The following is an 18,925-nucleotide window of genomic DNA, read 5'->3' on the forward strand; positions in this document are numbered from 1 at the left end:
TTTATAGTGGGTATAGACTATATCTTCTCCTACCGACCTTTACGGTTTAGGTTGCCCCGCTTCGGGATATATCCCTACGTGCCTTTGCACTAGTCGTTGAACTTTCCTCTCATCAAGGCTTAGCTGCATGGTTATCCAGCAGAGTGTGACTAAACTCAAATCCTTGTAATTTTTTCGGTTAAACCACCCTCACATTTAGATATTATCTCAATCTTATGTTTTGGTTTACAAGGCTCTCAGGACTTTCCAGCAATTCAAGGCTCTTTAAGCACAATGTTTCTATTGTGCACGACTAAAATCAACTATTTATGAGTTTATTATATTTTTCAAACTTTCTATCTAAAAAGATATTTGCATTGTCATATAATTTACTTAATATTGAAATAACCTTCAATCTTCCACCATAACTAAAGTAGTAATTATTCTTTTCATCTTTATGACGTTTAAAAAGCTTATTCTGAAAATTATAGTTTGAGACCTCATTAAAAATTTCAATGACTTTACACAAAAATTCCTTAGTTCCACATAGTTTGATATTGATAGAATTTTCACTTAAAATTAAGCTACCATCACCATCAAAATATCCTCTAATAAAAGATAATTGAAACTCTTTGGGAACTATTTGTTCATCAGGAAACTGTAATATTAAACTCTTTTTAAGCTTAACACCCTTTAATAATAAATCATTAAACATTTGCACACTATTTATTATTATCCTTGCGTATCTACATTCTCCATAACCAGTCGAAACATAATAATTTATTGGATAGTCAGAATTTATACATTTCAAAAACTTAGTTAAGTGAACATCATCTATATCTTTTAGTGATATTCCAATATTACTTGGCTTTGTTATATATCCATCAGCATATATAAACCCCAACCAATAGGCCTTTGCTTCAGAATCAATATTTTTAAAATAATTATCATTAACTTTATATAATTTATGGCTATCAGATAAATTTCTTGTTTTTATGCCCCATCTTTTTAACGCATCATATATACCACACAAATGTGCATTGTACAAGTTTGCAATTTTAGCACAAGATAGCTTCTCATTTATATACAAGTTTACTATCTCATCTTTATATTTATCTAGTTTATATCTAGTCATTTATTTTTCTCATAAAATAGTAATTTTTAATCCGGCATGCTTACTCTTTCAGGGTTTAAGAACATTAATTATTATCCATAGGCTCTTTATCCTATGCTCTGGAGATTTCTCTCATTTTCATCAGTTGGTCACTTCCAACTCAGTTTGGACTATATCATCTCAATAAATTTATGATATTTACTATTTTATTATATCCTTTCAATATTATGGTTCCCATTTATAGAAACACATATTCGTGTAAATATAATAATTTATTGAACTGGGCACTCTTGGAAGAAGTTATTATTTAGCTATTCATTCTTCTAGTCTCTGAACCTTTCCGTTACTGTTATGCTATTCACGGACTTGGCTGCTGATCGGCATGCTACTTTAATAGTTTAGCTTTCCAGCAATTCACCCAGTTTAACGAACGCATCTCTACGCTCAAAGAGTAAGTTATATTTTATTGGATCTATCTTTGTTATTCCTAGGGTATATGCAACTACCGATCCTGCCGCTGAACCTCTTCCTGGTCCAGTTGGAATTCCATTTTCATTAGCGAACCTTATGAAATCCCAGACGATTAAAAAGTAGTCTACATAACCCATTTGCTTTATTACATCAAGCTCGTATTCTAACCTGTCACAGATTTCTTTTACTTCACAACCTTCATTGCATAAAGCTTCAATCCTATTGAAGTCTAATTCCTTATCTCTTAGATCTCTAAAGCATTCATATCTTTCAATAAGACCTTTGTAGCAAGTGTCCCTAAGATACTCATAAGGAGCCACCCCCTCAGGAAGTGGAAACTTAGGTAACTTAGATACATGGAACTCATAGTTAAAATTGCATTTTTCTGCAATCCTCACTGTATTTTCTAAGGCCTCTGGAATGTAGGAAAAGGTTTTCTCCATTTCTTCTGGTGGCTTTAAGTAAAATTCATCAGAGGGATACTTCATTCTTTTCTCATCTTCCATTATCTTACCTGTTTGAATACATAATAGAATTTCATGGGAGTGACTGTCCTTCTTGTTTATGTAATGCACGTCATTAGTACAAATAATAGGGATATCACATTCCTTTGATAACTCAACTATGAGCTCATTTACCTGTAATTGCTCAGCCATTCCATGATACTGAAGCTCTAAATAAAACTCTCCCTTAAATATATCCTTGTACATTAAGGCTAGTTTTTTAGCTTTAACTTTGTTTCCCTTAAGTAAATTTGACTGAACCTCTCCTCCAAGACAGGCACTAGTTGCAATAAGTCCTTCACTATGAGCTTTTAAAAACTCATGGTCTACTCTAGGCTTATAATAAAACCCTTCTATGGAGGCAGTGGACACAATTTTCATCAAGTTTTCATAACCCTTATTGTTTTGTACAAGCAACACTAGGTGATAAGTTTCATTGTCTAAGTCAGGTTGCTTTATGTGCATTGATTTTCCAGCTACATAAATTTCACAGCCTATAATCGGCTTAATACCTTCTTCAACAGCTGCCTTATAAAAATCTACTGCTCCATACATAGTTCCGTGGTCCGTAATTGCAATACTCTTCATTCCAAGTTCTTTAGTCTTTTTAATTAACTTTGAGATTTTTCCTGAGCCATCTAAAAGACTATATTCCGTGTGAACATGAAGATGAACAAAGGAACCTAAATTTTCTTTTTCATCTATTGTTTTTTCCATTAATCGAATCACCTCCTATTGAGCTAATTCCCCTTTCACTATCAACCTTTGCTTCCCATTTAAACTGCAGGTTACTAAAGTAATAGTCGGAGTTTTAGTAGGATTTAACACATAAACATCTTGTGGATTAACAGTCTGTTGACCTGTAACCTTATAAGTATAAGTTTTGTCAAAAGTTGTAATCCTTATATCATCTCCTGGTTCAAGTTTATTAATCCTTAGAAAAAACTCCCCTGTTGTAAAATTCCTATGCCCAACTAAAGCACAGTTTCCAACCTCTCCAGGTAATGCTGTTCCTGTAAAGTGTCCTACCGCATATCCTATTATATCATCACTTGTACCTTCTGCCACAGCGACTTTTAGTCCAATTTTTGGTATTTCTAAAATTGCAATAGCCTTTACATTTTTCTCTGAAGTTTCAGCAGACTCCGGTTCTTTTATATCTCCATTTTCAATCTTCTTAAGTACATTATCAAAATCATTAATTAGAGTTTTCTGAGCCTTATCTGTTTTAACTTTATTGTATGTTCCATAGAGTACTGCAGAAATACCAATTATCACTAATAATATGCCCAAAATCCTAAAAACTCTATTTTTCAACTTATGACACCCCCATGAATATATAATACCATAATCATCGAAAAAAGGAGTGTGAAAAATCACACTCCCTTGTAAATTATAACAATTTTTATTTCCTAGAAATAACCCATTCATACTAAAAATGTATTTCTAGGTGTTCTAAACTTCTAAGTTAAAATCTAGCTTAAAATCTCCCTTAAAGTTTAAACCAAGTTTTCTATTAAGCAACATTTTCTTCTTTCTTTCTTGAAGTAAAGTATAATGCAGCACCCATTATAGCAGCTAAGAATCCTATTGTGATAACTTCAGTTGTTCCTACTACAGAACCTGCCTGTGGAATAGTTCCAGTGTTATCTTTACCGTTGTTATCCCCACCATTTCCTGCATTACCTTGGTCTACTGTAGTATCTTCACCCTTAACAAGTAAATCTTGTTTCTCGAAAGCAACTGATTTAGATTTTTTAAGTTCTTTAATCATAGCATCTCTTAAAACAATGCTTGTATCAGTAAGATTTTTAGCTCCTGAGAAGTTATATCCATCTCCATTAGTAGCCATGAAGTCATTAGTTACTACTGTGTAGTACTTATCAGCCTCAATCTTAGTTCCATCCATTAATCTCATTGATGTGATTTTCTCGCCTACTGGTTTAGTTTCATCATAGAACACTTTGATTCCATAGAATTGAATCCAGCCTACTCCATTGTTTGGATCTATTCCATACTCTATGTTTTTCTTAAGATCTGCTCCAGTAAGTTCTAGTGTAACTAAAGTATTATCGAATGGGAATACTGTATACATATCTCCCACTGTTAATTCTCCTTTAGCTAATGGTGCTCTGATACCACCACCATTAGTTAAACCAATTTGTGCTCCTGTAATATCCATCATTAATTTAGTGTTGAATTGCCCAAGAGTTGTAAGTCCTGCTGTCTTATCATGATCTAAGTCATTCTCTAAAGTTGTTACCACTTCATCAAGAATTGGACTTAATTGATTATTATATTTGTCATAAATAGCTTTTACTGCTGGGTCTTCAGGTAAATCCTTAACTTTTGAAGCTAAATCTTCTAAGCTAGATACAGCATAAACCTTTCCATCTACAAAGCTTAAAGATATTTTACCAATAGCTCTACCATTGTTTCCTGCTTGAATGACTGGTATGCCGTTTACTATACCATTAACAACTTGATGTGAATGAGCTGTGATTACTGCATCGATGCCTTTAGCATTTTTAGCAAGATCTGCTCCTTCACCTGTTATTTCTTTTGTAACCTTGTCTTGGAAAGTTCCAAGGTGAGATAACACTACTACTGCGTCAACTTTTTCAGTTTCTCTTAAATAAGCTGCCCATTCATTAGTAGCAGCAACTGGATCTCTAAACTCAAGATTTTCCACATTAGCTGGTAAAGTCTTAAATGCAGTTTCTGGAGTTGCAATTCCAACTAAACCAATTTTCTTGCCTGCTTCAGTAATAACTTTGTATGGTTTCGCAAATTCAACTGGCTTGCCAGTTTTCTTGTTATAAATATTTGATGCTAAGAAGTCAAAGCCGCCATCTTTAGCCCATTTTTCTATTTTATCTATACCCCAGTCAAACTCATGGTTCCCAAGGGCAGATGCTTGTACATTTAATTCTTTTAACATTTCAGTTATAACTGAACCATAAGTTAAGTTAGACATAGCACTTCCTTGATAGCTATCTCCCCCTGATAAAACAGCATATCCGTTATTATCATTTTCTTGAGTTGTGTATTTTTTAATAGCTGCTGCAAATTTAGCTATTCCAGGGTTCTTGCTGCTTAACTTACTATCAACTGTTCCATGGAAATCATTGAAAGTAAGTAAGTTAACAGTTTTTGCACCAATTGCTTCAATATCTGCCCAAGTTAAGCTTCTAACATTTGGTGTTCTTCCATCTTCAGATTTTGGAAGAGTAATTTTACCCTCATTAACTAGTTTAGCTGCTATAGCTCTCTTGTTAGCATCAAAGTTAGTACCTGTTACTTTCCAGTTGTTATCAACTGTTGGAGTAATAGTTCCACCTTTAACATTTACAATATATTCTCTCACAAAGTCTCTTACTGCTGAAATTGGTTCAGCTGAAGAGTCATACACAACTGGTACACCTTCGCCTTTAAATAAGCCTGAAGCTTCATTTAATAGTTGAGTATTAGCTCTATAGTTGTTTACTGTTAAGTAAATTTCATCTGTATCCTTAACTGCATTTCCATCCATATAAGTTAATTTCTCTATTCTAGCACCTGGTTCCTTAGATATGTTAACTTCATACTTAACTCCACCAAACATATCATAATTGTACATTCTTACATCTTTATTAAAAGATATTGTTAAATCACCTGGTTTAAAAGTGTTGTAGTAGCCTGCTGACCACTCCATATATTTCTTTAATTGAGCGCCATTAACTTTTAAAGTCATTAACCAGTTATCATATTTATATACTTTTGAAGTATCAGCCTTTTTAATTTCACCTGGAACAATATTTGCATTCGAATCAAATAATGCTGCCCCCGAAACATGATGTGCACCAGTTGGTATATTCTTAGCATAGTACATCTGAGTATCTAAAATTAAATCAACTACTGCTGAATCTTGAATTTGAGCTTGAGTTATTCCTTTAAACTCTTGTTTAGGTGCAAGTTCCCCACCTTCAAGTTTTCCTATAACTTGTCTAGCATCAGCTAAGGCTCTATCATGATAAGGTTGTAATTTTGCTTTTAAGGCCTCATCATCAGCAACTCCTTTTGTGTTTAAAAGTTTTGAAGTAGCAGTAGTAACAGTATACTTACCACCATCTTCTTTAACAGTTAATTCAGCTACTGATAATTGCTCTCCAGATTTACCTGGCTCTGTAATATAAGCATTGTTTACTTTTTCACCAACAATTTGCGAATGAGCATGTCCAGCAATTATTAAAGAAAGTTCCGGGTTAGCTTCAGCCATTTCTCTTGCACTATCCCCATTACCATATTCACTCTCTATACCCATATGCATTGAAGCTATAAATACATCTGCTTTATTTCCATCTTTAAGTTCTTTTATTACAGCTTTAGTTTCTTCTACAGGGTTTGTAACGTTGTAGCCTTTTAGGTTTGGACCATCCCACTTTGTAATATGTGGAGTAACCATACCTATAATAGCAATTCTAATACCGTTCTTCTCAACAATTTTATAAGGTTGTCCTAATCTTTCTCCGTTTGGTTTATATACATTTCCACATAAAACCGCTGTATTAGTTAGCCCCTTTACAACATTTTCAAGTGTTGGGATACCATAGTTAAATTCATGGTTTCCAAGAGTAAATGTATCATAACCCATTTCGTTCATTCCTAACATCATTGGATGTACTTCATCCTTTAGGAATAAATATGAAGAGTTGTCTTGAATTGTGTCCCCATTATCCATCAAAATTGTATTTGGGTTTTGTTCTCTTAGCTGCTTAACTAAAGTAGCAATCTTAGTCATACTACCTGAAGATATTGCAGCATCAGAGGCATATTCCCACGGATAGAATCTGCCGTGCAAATCTGAAGTTGCAAGAACTTGAATCTTAGTTTCTTGTGTCTCAGCAAATGCCGTTATTAAGTTTACTGGAGATATGAATTGAAATACTAAAGCAAAAGCTAAAAGTAAACTTCCATATCTTTTCGACTTAAAAAGTTTCATAAGTTTCCCCCCAATTATATAATTTCTCACAAAATTCCTAACATTAAGATTTTTGTGGACAATACAAATTATACCACTTTATACCATGAAATAAAATGTTAAAAAGTCATACCAATGGAAGTTTTATAGTGTCTTTTTCGACACTTAATCTATGTAATATAACAGTTTGTGATATTACTAAAATTAAATTAAAATAACCTTTAGAAAATACCTTTCTAAAGGTTAACTTCATTAAATATGTTAACATAAACAATTAGAATACTAATTGTTTTCTTTTTTATCTAATCAACATTTTTATACTTTACTAATAAAGCTGTATATTTATACATCATTTAGCATTGAGACTTTATTTAAAAGCTATATTATGATTTTAGAATCTCCAAAAATTTTCTTATATTACTATAGAAATTAAAGTATTTACTCAAATTATACAAGGTTTTATAATTACTTCTTTAAGTATATTTAGAAATGCCTTAAAACTTAACATTATATTGCCTTATCTCTTTAATACTTTGGCTGAAAGCATGGACTTTGCAATAAGCTCCTTATTTGAATTATACATAGTGATCTCTACTTTAGAGTAATATCTTCCTCTATCTAAGACCTCGGAATAGATATCGATAACCCTTCCCATTTGTACTGGCTTCATAAAGTAGGAAGTAAAACTATCTATAGCTACATTTGTACTGCTATTTTGCCTTAATGCCATAGTGCCCATGGTGGATAAAAGCATATTCAAGGCATTCCAAGAAGCAGTGCCGATGGAATCTAACATTTCCGGAATTATTTCTCCCCAAAAATGCATAGTGTCCTTATTTGTCTCAAACTCAAAATTCTTAAGAATTAAATCCTCCATGGTTTCTCCAACATGAGGCTGTCTTAATACTAATTGCATAGCTTTAATTACATCTTCTCTAGATATAACTCCCACTAATTTCTTCTTAACTACCACAGGACAGAGTTTTATTCCTTCCCAGGCCATTATATGTGCAGCGTAAGCTACTGTAGTTGTAGGCATAACTACGATTGGATCTTTTATCATTATATTACCAATAACTTCATCATCTCTATTATCTTTAATATCATTTAAGGTAACTATACCTATCACCTTTTGGTTTTCATCTATCACTGGATATCTTTCATGTTTAGTTTTTTCAATTAATTCTTTTAACTTTTTCACTTTATCAAAGGTGGTTAAATATTTCGGATTTTTTTCCATTATATCTTCCACTAATATTATTTCTTTTTTAACATTGTTTTCAAAAATTGCCTTATTAATCATGCTAGCTACAGTAAATGTGTCATAGGTGCAAGAAATTAAAGGGAGCTGATTTTTATCTGCAAGTTCCTCAATTTCCTCACTACAAGAAAAACCTCCTGTAATTAAAACAGCACATCCATTTTCAAGAGCAAGCCTCTGAGCTTCTTCTCTATTTCCAACAATTAATAGTGCTCCAGGACTTATGTATTTTTTAATAGTTTCAACTTCCATTGCCCCAATTACAAACTTCTCTAAGGTTTTATGTGCTCCCTCTTTGCCTCCGAGAAGAGTTCCATCAACAATGTTTACAACTTCCCCAAAGGTAATTTTATCTATGTTTCTTTTTTCAAGTTTTTCCACTCTTACAGTCCCGACCCTTGGAATAGTATTAACTATACCTATGGATTCACATTCTTTAATTGCTCTGTAAGCCGTACCTTCGCTAACCCCCAGGTCATTACTTACTCCTCTAACTGAAATTTTTGTCCCAATATCTAGTGAAAGTATATATTTAATAATATCCTCATGCTTTGACATACTCTACCTACCTTCTTTATGTAGCTCCTCTGCAATTTTTTCTATTCTTCTTAACCTATGATTTACCCCTGATTTTCCTACTGGAGGATTAAGCATTGCTCCTAACTCCTTAAGAGATTCGTCTGGGAACTCAAGTCTTAGCTCTGCCACCTCTCTTAAATTTTTAGGAAGCCTATCAAGTCCAATTTCCTCTTCAATTAATTTAATACTCTCAACCTGTCTTACTGCAGCATTTACCGTCTTACTCAAATTGGCAGTTTCGCAATTCACCAGCCTATTTACATTATTTCTCATTTCCTTCATAATTCTTATATTCTCTAACTGTAGAAGCGAACTATGAGCCCCAATAATATTTAACAAATCTACTATTTGTTCTCCTTCTTTAATATAAATCACATAGCTATTCTTTCTTTGAATAACCTTTGAAGAAAGACTATAAGTATTTATTAACTTACTAAGTTCTATAGCATAATCATAGTTATGGGTTACAAACTCTAAATGATAAGTTTTTTCAGGATTGCTTATACTTCCTCCACCTAAAAATGCACCTCTTATATATGCTCTTTTAGTCCCTTCATCTTCTACCATATTCTCTGGTATTCCATAGTTAATAGTAAGAAGTTCTTCTTTCTTTAAAACCCCTACCTCTTCTAGCAATCCTCTCACATTTACATCCTCTGGTATGATAACTACATAAACATTATTTTTCTTTAAAGAATTACTTCTTTTTACAAGAAGCTTTGTATGAATATAAAAGTGTTCTTTTAATATTTTAAAAATCAACCTAGCTATAGCAGGATTTTCTGTTACAACCTTAAATGTAATAGACTTATTGGCTCCAAGACCTAAGGTTCCACTTGCCTTCATTATGGCAGATAATTCTGCTATAGCCTCTTCTTTTGTTAAATCTGTATATCTACAAACTTCATTCTTAACCTTTAGTGAAAATGACATGTTTTTACTCCCTATTCTTCTTAGCTTCTTTTAATTTTTGTGATAGATAAAAGAACTCTAAAATTCTTTTTTCATCATAAAAAAGTTTTTTCTTCATTACTGTTTCAACTAATATTTCTGCTAACTTATTTTCATCATGTCTAACATAACCATTTTTAATTTTAACAATATTAGCTTTAATATACTCTACATCTAACTCATTAGCTTTAGACTTATCAAGAATTACTGGAATGGAGCCTTCCTCTAAATATTTAGCCTTTAATTGCTCTCCAATATCCTCTCCGTTAACTATAGCATAGTTAATAGCTAAAGTGCCACAGTGATCATGGATAGCTTTAATATGATCCTGTACTGTAAACTCATCAGTTTCTCCTGGTTGAGTCATTATATTAGATACATAAATTTTAATTCCCTTAGTCTCATTTAAAGCTTCCTTAATATCCCTAACTAATAAATTTGGAATAATGCTAGTATAAAGACTTCCTGGACCTAAAATTACAGCATCAGCCTCCAAAATTGCAGTTATGGCCTCTTCCACTGCTCTTGCCTCTTTCGGTTCTATGAAAACACTTTCGATAGGTGAATTTCTTCTTAATACTTCTTTTGGTATTACCGATTCACCTCTTACTAAAGAACCATTTTTAAGCCTTGCGAAAAGCTGCAGATTGTCTAAGGTTACAGGAAGAACCCTCCCTGTAACTGCAAGAACAGAGCAGGTTTTTTTTATAGCCTCCAAAAAGTTATCTGATATTCCGTCCATAGCTGCTAAAAACAAATTTCCAAAGTTTTGATTTTCTAGCCTTCCATCTTTAAATCTATAACGAAATAAATCTTCCATTATAGGCTCTGTATCTGCAAGGGCTACAATACAGTTTCTTATATCCCCTGGAGGTAAAATTCCTAGATCCTGTCTTAAAACTCCTGAACCTCCTCCATCATCTGCTACAGTAACGATGGCTGTAATATTACTAGTGAATTTTTTAATCCCACTAAGCATATTAGAAAGTCCCGTTCCTCCACCTATTACTACAACTTTAGGTCCTCTAACTAAAATCTTTTTTTCATAAATCAATTCACCAATATTTTTTTTATTTAAGGATAAATTCACAACCTCTAAATTTAAAAGAGCAATCATTCTTTCAGTATAATTTGAAAGACCATAGTATACAGAAAAAATACCAATGAAAATAATGAGGACCCAAAACAAAATATAATCTATTCCAAAATAAACTTTGTTTATAAGCTCCATAACTGCATAAACTATAAGTGCAATACCAAAAATGGCCTTAGCAAGCCATCGTTTAATTCCAATACCTGGCCTTAACCAGTAGCTTAGCTTCATAGCTTGCCTGCTCCCCTATTTACATCTTCATTAACATCCCTATGATCAATAGTAGCATTGTAACCATTATGACAAAGTAGCTCATATATCTTATTAGAAATGGCTACTGAGCGATGCCTTCCTCCAGTACATCCTATAGAAATAATTAACTGTCTTTTCCCTTCATTTTTATAACTCGGTATTAAAAATAATAACATATCAATTAACTTATCTACGAATTCCTTAGTTTCATTTTTCGCCAGAACATAATCCTTAACAGGTTTATCTAACCCCGAAAAAGGTTTAAGCTCGGGAATATAGAAGGGATTTGGAAGAAATCTAACATCAAAAACCAAATCTGAATCTAAAGGAATTCCATACTTGAATCCAAAAGAAACTACATTAATTAGGAGTTGTGTTTCTATCTGTCCTTGCTCTCCAAAATAATTTATTATTTCTTCATTTAACTCTTTATTTGATAGCTTTGTTGTATTAATAATCTTGTTGGCTTTATCTCTAATAGCCCTTAATTTTTTTCTCTCAATACTAATGCCATTTATAACTCTACCATCTGGTGCTAATGGGTGTTTTCTTCTGCTCTCTTTATAACGTTTTACTAACACTTCATCTGTAGCTTCCAAAAATAACACTTCATATAAATATCCTTCAGCATCAAGGTGACTTAGGCTATCAAATAGGTCGTCAAAAAATCTTCTTCCACGTATATCAACTACTATAGCAATTTTGTCTATTTTACCTTCTGTTTGAAAGCAAGCTTCTGCAAACTTTGATATTAATGTGGGTGGTAGGTTATCAACACAAAAGTACCCTAAATCTTCAAGACTTCTTATAGCTTGAGTCTTTCCTGCTCCTGACATTCCAGTTACTATTACAAATCTCATTTTTACACCCCTTTGCAAGTTTTTATCTATAGGGATTTAAGCCAAAATCCAACTATTCATTACCTCCATCTTGGTTCCCATGAGGCTTTGATGATAAATAAAATATATCTTCACTGTGAAAGCCTATATATAATATATTATACCATATAATACCCTTGTCTTATAGAATATATATTCACTATTTCAACATTATTCTTCATAATAATACCTAATACTTAACACTTAACATAGATAGATACTTAATATTATATAAAGTGTAATAAATATACTGCATAAATACAACTTATACCTACTACAATAGTTTTACTGTCACAATGAACTTACAATAAAAAAGAATACATACTAAATTTAATATGTATTCTTCTTAAATATTTATTACTATTAATTATACTTTATTACTAAATATAGAAAAGCAATTTTATATTCTAAACATTAGCATATATTGTTTGCCTAAAGACTTTTATAGTATTAACTATTATGCCCTTCTATCCAACAAAATTTACTTTTATCTTATCTTCAAAGGTTACATAGTAGCTAAGATTTCTTTTAGTGCTTTTATAAACTTATGATTTTGAACTTCTGTTCCTATTGTTACCCTCATCCAACCTGGCATTCCTAAAAGATGTCCTGGTCTTACGATGATTCCTGCCTTTAACAGTCTATCAAATACTATCTTATCATCCACTAAAGTATTCATCATGATAAAGTTAGCATTAGTTTTAGCATAAGGAAGCTTCATTTTATCTAGTTCACCATATAAGTATTCTCTTCCTTTAAGATTAGTTTCAAAAACTAAGTTTAAGAAAGCTTCATCTTCTAAAGCTGCTATAGCTGCCTTCTGTGCAAATAAGTTCACATCAAAAGGTCCAATAATTCTGTTGAAATATTCTCCTAATTCTTTATGAACAATACCATAGCCACATCTTAGGGATGCAAGGCCATAAGCCTTTGAGAAGGTTCTTAGCACTACCATATTTGGATACTTTGGAAGTAACTCTAGAGAATTAGGGAAGTTTTTATCTGTAACATACTCTATATAAGCTTCATCCATAATGATTACTACATTAGGTGGAATCTTACCTAAAACTTTGTCTAACTCTTGTTTAGTAAATATTGTGCCGGTCGGATTGTTTGGATTACAGAACCAAATGATCTTAGTTCTTTCAGTTATGGCATCAACCATAGCTTCTATATCTAAACCATTATCCTTCATTGGAATAGAAATAACTTTTCCTCCCATTAGCTTCACTGAAGCTTCATATCTTGGGAAGGTGATTTCTGCCATAATGCTTTCATCTCCAGGATTTATAAAAGTATTGCAGATTACTCTTATAAGGGAATCAGACCCTGTACCACAGAACACTTGCTCTGGTGATACTCCTAGCTTTTTGCTTATTGCTTCTTTTAGTTCGAAATTAGATGCATCTGGATACATGTGAGTTTCATTGATGATGTCATTAAGTGCTTCCTTAACCTTTGGTGAACATCCTAGCGGATTTTCATTAGATGCAAGCTTAATTACCTCCTCAAGTCCTAACTCTCTTTTAACCTCGTCAATTGGCTTTCCAGCCTTATACACTCCAAGGTCAAGTACTTCTGCTCTAATAGCATACCCCATTTGTTTATCCCCCTTATTTATTTTTAAATAATTTACAAATTAATTAGCTACACAACTCTAAAAGGTAATTTTCCTAATATCAAAAGAATAAGAAAAATCCCTGTTCAAAATATAATTAACTAACAAAATTGTAATTTATAAATTATAAACCCTATTTTAAAAAAATGTTTTAGAACTAAAGTTAATTATCTTCCCCAATAATTCTAACTTCAGTGTGTAATTCTACCCCAAATTTTTCATGCACCTTAGTTTGCACTAATGAAATTAACTCTAAAACATCCTTCGCACTAGCTCCTCCTTTATTTATAAGGAAACCAGAGTGCTTTTCTGAAACTTCTGCAGCTCCTACATTAAAACCTTTAAGCCCAGCATCTTGAATTAATTTGCCTGCAAAATAACCCTCTGGTCTTTTAAAGGTACTTCCTGCTGATGCATATTCTAGAGGCTGCTTATCAGTCCTCTTTTGTGTAAGCTCATCAATTCTAGCTTTAATTTTATCTTTATCTCCCGGTACGAGTTTTAACGTTACCTGAAGTACTATATATCCATATTTTAAAATTGCACTCATTCTATAAGAAAGTTCTAATTCTTCCTTAGAAAGGCTTCTTATTTCCCCTTTATTGTCTATTACTAGAGCACTATGAAGTACCTTTGACATTTCCCCATCATAAGCTCCAGCATTCATTGTAGTGGCTCCCCCAATGCTTCCAGGTATTCCACAAGCAAACTCAAAACCAGTAAGACTTGATTTTAAAGCTGCCGCAGATACATCATTAAGCTTTGCTCCACTTTCTGCAATAATTTTATCTCCATCTATAGTAATTTTATTTAACTTAGCAAATTTAATAACTACTCCTCTAATGCCTCCATCTTTAACTAAAAGATTTGAGCCATTACCTAAAATGAAATAATTCACATTACTTTCTTTACATAGTTTTATAACCTGTGTTATCATATCGTAATTAGTTGGATACACTAGTACATCTGCTGGTCCTCCAACCTTAAAAGAAGTATGATTTTTCATTGGTTCATCTATAACTACATTTTCCACTCCAAGGATTTTTCTTAACTCATTAATAAAATTCATATCTAAGCTCATTCTATACCTCTTCTTATTAATTATTATATATCTAGTATAAATTAAATCATATTCCCATATCAAGGATTATTATATATTTTTTCCCTTTAATCTTAAATAGTCTATAAACTTATTCTCATCTCTATTCATTATTAACTCTTCAGGAATGTTTAAATCCTTTATTAATTCTTCAGCCTCTTCAAATTCTCCAATTTGATAGCAGGTATGCGCATCACTTCCGAAGATTATCTTAACACCGTAATCTTTACATAGTCTAGCAATGTTGTAACAAGTTTCCTCACAGCCCTTTCTTGAACCCTTAAAAGAGCTGCTATTAATTTCAATAATAATATCTTTTTCCTTAGCTTTTTTAACAAAAGCTTCATTATCCATAGGAAATCTTGGATTGCCAGGATGTCCTATAATCATTATTTCTGGGTTATCCATAGCCCTTAGATAAGCTTCAGTATTTTGCTGTTTAGTTCCTGGTTCTATGCAAACATCATGAAGACTAGCTATAATATAATCTAAGTTCTTTTGTATTCTTTCTGGTATATCTATGTTTCCTTGAAAATCAATGATGTTAGCCTCACACCCTCTTAAAATTTTAACTCCAAATAATTCTCTTGGAATTACTCTTAAATTTGCGAAATAAAATATATGTGGTCCACCTGGCATTTTAGGACCATGATCTGAGACCCCAAGAACCTTAATTCCCTTATTAGCAGCTTCCCTTGCATTTTCTAATAAAGTAGTATATGCATGTCCGCTAGCTATAGTGTGGGTGTGCACATCTATGAAATTTATCATTTATCTTCCTCCTAAAAGTTCTTTATAATAAGAACTAGCTTATTCTACTATCTCCAATTGAAATAGCTTAGTATTCAAATAAGACTTTTAATTTCCTTTATATACGTATATAGTTTAATCATCTCTAATGTTTAAAGTTTCAATTGCCTTTAACAACTAAAGCAATTGCATTATGCTTCCGAAGTTTGCTTAAAGTACTCTATTATACTCTGTGCAGCTTTACCATCCATGGCCGGAGTTGCTAGTAATTCTTCATAGGTTGCATTTTTTATATTCTCTATACTGCCAAACTTTTTTAGTAGTTCTCGTCTTCTCTTTTCTCCAATCTTAGGTATCTCTTCTAAAATAGAGTAAAGAGTTCTCTTATCTCTTAAAGTCCTATGATAGGTTATAGCAAAGCGATGCACTTCATCCTGTATTCTAGTTACTAAATGCATACACTGAGAACCTAATTTTATAGGCACTTCTATATTATCATATATAAGTCCTCTAGTTTTGTGCTTGTCATCTTTCACCATACCACAAACTGGAATATTAATGTTTAAATCCTGTAAAACTTCTAGGGCTACATTTACCTGTCCTCTTCCTCCGTCCATCATGATTAAGTCTGGAAATACAGAAAACTTTCCCGCACTTAATGCAATTTCATTACTTTTTATTTTCTCAACCTCCTCAAGTCCATGTCTAAATCTTCTGTATAAAATTTCTCTCATAGATTCATAATCATTAGCACCCTCTACAGTTTTTATTTTAAATCTTCTATAATCACTGTTCTTGCTTACTCCATCTTGAAATACTACCATGGTACCAACAGAATCCATTCCCATAATATTAGAAATATCGTAGGCTTCTATTCTACTTGGAATTTCGTCTAAGTTAAGAGCTTCTGTCAGCTCCGTTAACGCAATATTATGGAGTTCCTTATTAATCTTATGTTTAATCTTAAACATCTCTAAAGCATGGTTTGCATTTTTTTGTACCATATCCAAAACTTTACGTTTTTCACCCTTTTGAGGGGTTTTAATCCAAACCTTATAATCTTTTTTCATAGTGAGCCATTGCTCAAGAATTTCTACATCCTCACAATGAGTTACATATATATGCTTAGGCACAAAGGCTGTTCCCCCATAAAAACTCTTGATGAAATCTGATACTACATTTTCTGGATTTTCACTACCTGTATCGTCTAAAATAAAATCTTCCCTTCCCACCATCTTCCCATCTCTTAGGAAGAATATTTGAATACAGCTATCCTTCTCATCTTGAGCTATAGCAATAAAATCTTCATTTTCAAAATTTCCACTAATAATTTTCTGCTTTTCATTTATCTTCTCAATGGCAAGCAGTTTATCTCTAAGGGACGCTGCCTTTTCAAAATCTAGATTTTCTGAAGCTTCTTCCATTTCCTTCTTTAATTTATCTGTGATTTCTTTGTCTTTTCCTGTTAAAAGATCTATGATGTCATTAACTATCTTTCCGTACTCTTCTCTCGAAATGAGCCCATAACAGGGTGCTTTGCATAAATTTATATGATAGTTAAGACATGGCCTGGTTCTTGGTCCCTCCTCTTTAATAACTCTTCTGCAAGTTCTAAGTGGAAATATCTTCTTAATTAAATCGTATACAGTATAGACTGCATTTGCATCGGTGTAGGGTCCAAAGTATCTTGCGCCGTCTTTTCCATGGTTTCTTGTGACAATAACCCTTGGAAACTCCTCATTTACTGTGATTTTTATAAAGGGAAAATATTTATCATCCTTAAGTAGAATATTATATCTTGGGCTATATTTTTTAATTAGGTTACACTCTAGTATTAGAGCTTCAATTTCTGAATCTGTTACTATATATTCAAACTCTGAAATATTCTTAACCATAGCCTTAACCTTTTCGCTATGGTTCTTGGAACTTTGAAAGTACTGTCTTACTCTATTTTTAAGATTTTTTGCCTTTCCTACATAAATGACCTCTCCTAAAGAATTTCTCATTAAATAAACCCCTGGATTATCTGGCAAATTCTTTAAATGAAACTCAAAATCAAACATAATTTCACCTCGCCTTTACGTCAAAATCACATCAAGGATATTTCTTATGAAAACATAATATGTTATATAAAAATAACCTATCGATTCTTAAACACTATGATAATACTATCATAGATCTTGCTAAATTTAATATGTAAAATAAAATCAACTTCTCTTTTTAGATATCATTCCTAAAAAAATCTTTGTATATTGTACCCTGCATATCCTAAAGATAATACAATTATTGCCCCTTCTAAAAAGTTACCAATAAAGCTTCCTGTTGTGAAGGTTAGAGGAAGTTTGAATTTCTTATTATTAAAAGGGTATAGTAAAGGCACCCCTCTTTTAGTACACATATCGCAAATTAAATGAAAAAGAAACCCTAAAAAAAAGTAAAACTCCACATATACTAATTCGTAAATCCTAGCGAAAAAACTAAGGACTACAGAAAAAATAATCATTCCTAGTATACTATGAGTAAGTCCCATTCTGTGTGTAGATACACCTATGAGTATTAAAGAAATTCCTATAATTTTTATCCATGGTGCATTAATATATACACTATCTATGTAAAGCATTAATATACCCAAAGAGCAAAATATAGTTACCTTTGTAGCTTGATTCCTAAAGGGCAATAAATATCGATTTATAAAGCTTTTAGGATGGTCTATATCTGGCAAAAGAGATCCTATTATGGCGAAAGCTAAATTAATTAGTCCAAATTTCCCGGGTAATATATTGCACAAAAATACAAAAACTGATGTCCCAACTGCTGCATGGGTTTTTCCTTTCATGTTTTACTCCTTTTATATCCACATAAAAATTATCATATATAACTAAACAAACTATAATTTAAGATGTCAATAAGCATATTAACACCTTAATCTAAAAAAACTATCCTTCAATCTACTTACAATTAAATATAATTATTACTATCATTTACGTTATAAACTCTATTGAGAGTATATGTTAAAAATATATTGTTTCTTAGTAAAATTTAACTTATTCAAGATTAATATCATTCATTATGAAAAACCTTAAGAAACCTTGGTAAGTTCCATGAATAAGTAAAGTGAAATAATTTCCTTTTTAAAATATGAAACTCTAAAATAATATAATTACTTCTACATAATTATAAAGTAGTATAGTATATTTAACTCTATACGCATATTATAACACTAAAATTCACTTAGTAACTCTAATACCCTGTAATATTATGAAAATACATGTGTATTGCATTAGTTTATTTTCTAAATTAATTCATTTAAGAAAAGATATTCAAATAAAAAAGGCGTGCCTCGGCACGCTCTCTCTTTTGCCTCCAGCTCTTAGGCGTAGCCTGCTATCAAAAAAATACTTGTCTCCTAGACGATTT

The 18,925-nt window shown here is 32.2% G+C and carries 12 protein-coding genes and 1 pseudogene; all 13 read right to left on the bottom strand.

The genetic code is table 11. From position 1 onward, the window contains the following. Positions 1–298: 298 nt before the first annotated feature. The 13 genes and pseudogenes from J2Z44_RS02135 to J2Z44_RS02195 all read right to left on the bottom strand — a co-directional run bounded on the left by J2Z44_RS02135 (position 299) and on the right by J2Z44_RS02195 (position 18,344). Positions 299–1,114 carry an LAGLIDADG family homing endonuclease gene (locus J2Z44_RS02135; protein ID WP_021283589.1) on the bottom strand — a complete coding sequence of 272 codons (816 nt, stop codon included), beginning with the start codon at positions 1,112–1,114 and terminating at the stop codon, positions 299–301. A gap of 419 nt (positions 1,115–1,533) precedes the next feature. After that, positions 1,534–2,784: pseudogene (gene dnaE / locus J2Z44_RS02140) on the bottom strand (DNA polymerase III subunit alpha); the annotation flags it as partial. Positions 2,785–2,799: 15 nt separating this feature from the next. Then, a complete protein-coding gene (locus J2Z44_RS02145; protein WP_021283591.1) occupies positions 2,800–3,384 on the bottom strand; it encodes a class D sortase in 585 nt (194 codons plus the stop codon). A gap of 199 nt (positions 3,385–3,583) precedes the next feature. Beyond that, a complete protein-coding gene (locus tag J2Z44_RS02150; protein ID WP_021283592.1) occupies positions 3,584–7,048 on the bottom strand; it encodes a 5'-nucleotidase C-terminal domain-containing protein in 3,465 nt (1,154 codons plus the stop codon). A gap of 496 nt (positions 7,049–7,544) precedes the next feature. Continuing rightward, positions 7,545–8,846: a DRTGG domain-containing protein gene (locus J2Z44_RS02155; protein WP_021283593.1), complete on the bottom strand. Its 1,302-nt coding sequence runs from the start codon at positions 8,844–8,846 to the stop codon at positions 7,545–7,547. Positions 8,847–8,849: 3 nt separating this feature from the next. Further along, positions 8,850–9,800: a DNA-binding protein WhiA gene (gene whiA, locus J2Z44_RS02160; protein ID WP_021283594.1), complete on the bottom strand. Its 951-nt coding sequence runs from the start codon at positions 9,798–9,800 to the stop codon at positions 8,850–8,852. Positions 9,801–9,804: 4 nt separating this feature from the next. Then, positions 9,805–11,142, bottom strand: coding sequence for a gluconeogenesis factor YvcK family protein (locus J2Z44_RS02165; protein ID WP_021283595.1), 1,338 nt, complete (start codon positions 11,140–11,142; stop codon positions 9,805–9,807). After that, on the bottom strand, positions 11,139–12,023 hold the full coding sequence (gene rapZ, locus J2Z44_RS02170) for an RNase adapter RapZ (RefSeq protein ID WP_021283596.1): 885 nt from the start codon (positions 12,021–12,023) through the stop codon (positions 11,139–11,141). Before rapZ ends, J2Z44_RS02165 begins: the two co-directional genes overlap by 4 nt. Positions 12,024–12,546: 523 nt before the next feature. Beyond that, positions 12,547–13,641, bottom strand: a complete 1,095-nt coding sequence (gene hisC, locus J2Z44_RS02175) for a histidinol-phosphate transaminase (protein WP_021285017.1) — start codon at positions 13,639–13,641, stop codon at positions 12,547–12,549. Positions 13,642–13,822: 181 nt separating this feature from the next. Next, entirely contained in the window at positions 13,823–14,740 is a 918-nt protein-coding gene (murB, locus tag J2Z44_RS02180; protein WP_021285016.1) for a UDP-N-acetylmuramate dehydrogenase, read from the bottom strand. A 69-nt stretch (positions 14,741–14,809) separates the two neighbouring features. After that, positions 14,810–15,529 carry a phosphatase gene (locus J2Z44_RS02185; RefSeq protein WP_021285015.1) on the bottom strand — a complete coding sequence of 240 codons (720 nt, stop codon included), beginning with the start codon at positions 15,527–15,529 and terminating at the stop codon, positions 14,810–14,812. 170 nt (positions 15,530–15,699) lie between these two features. Further along, positions 15,700–17,571: an excinuclease ABC subunit UvrC gene (gene uvrC / locus J2Z44_RS02190; RefSeq protein ID WP_021285014.1), complete on the bottom strand. Its 1,872-nt coding sequence runs from the start codon at positions 17,569–17,571 to the stop codon at positions 15,700–15,702. 170 nt (positions 17,572–17,741) lie between these two features. Then, positions 17,742–18,344, bottom strand: a complete 603-nt coding sequence (locus J2Z44_RS02195) for a metal-dependent hydrolase (protein ID WP_021285013.1) — start codon at positions 18,342–18,344, stop codon at positions 17,742–17,744. Positions 18,345–18,925 lie beyond the last annotated feature (581 nt).

It is taken from the genome of Clostridium punense (assembly GCF_017874425.1).
Taxonomy (GTDB): Bacteria; Bacillota; Clostridia; order Clostridiales; family Clostridiaceae; genus Clostridium_J; species Clostridium_J punense.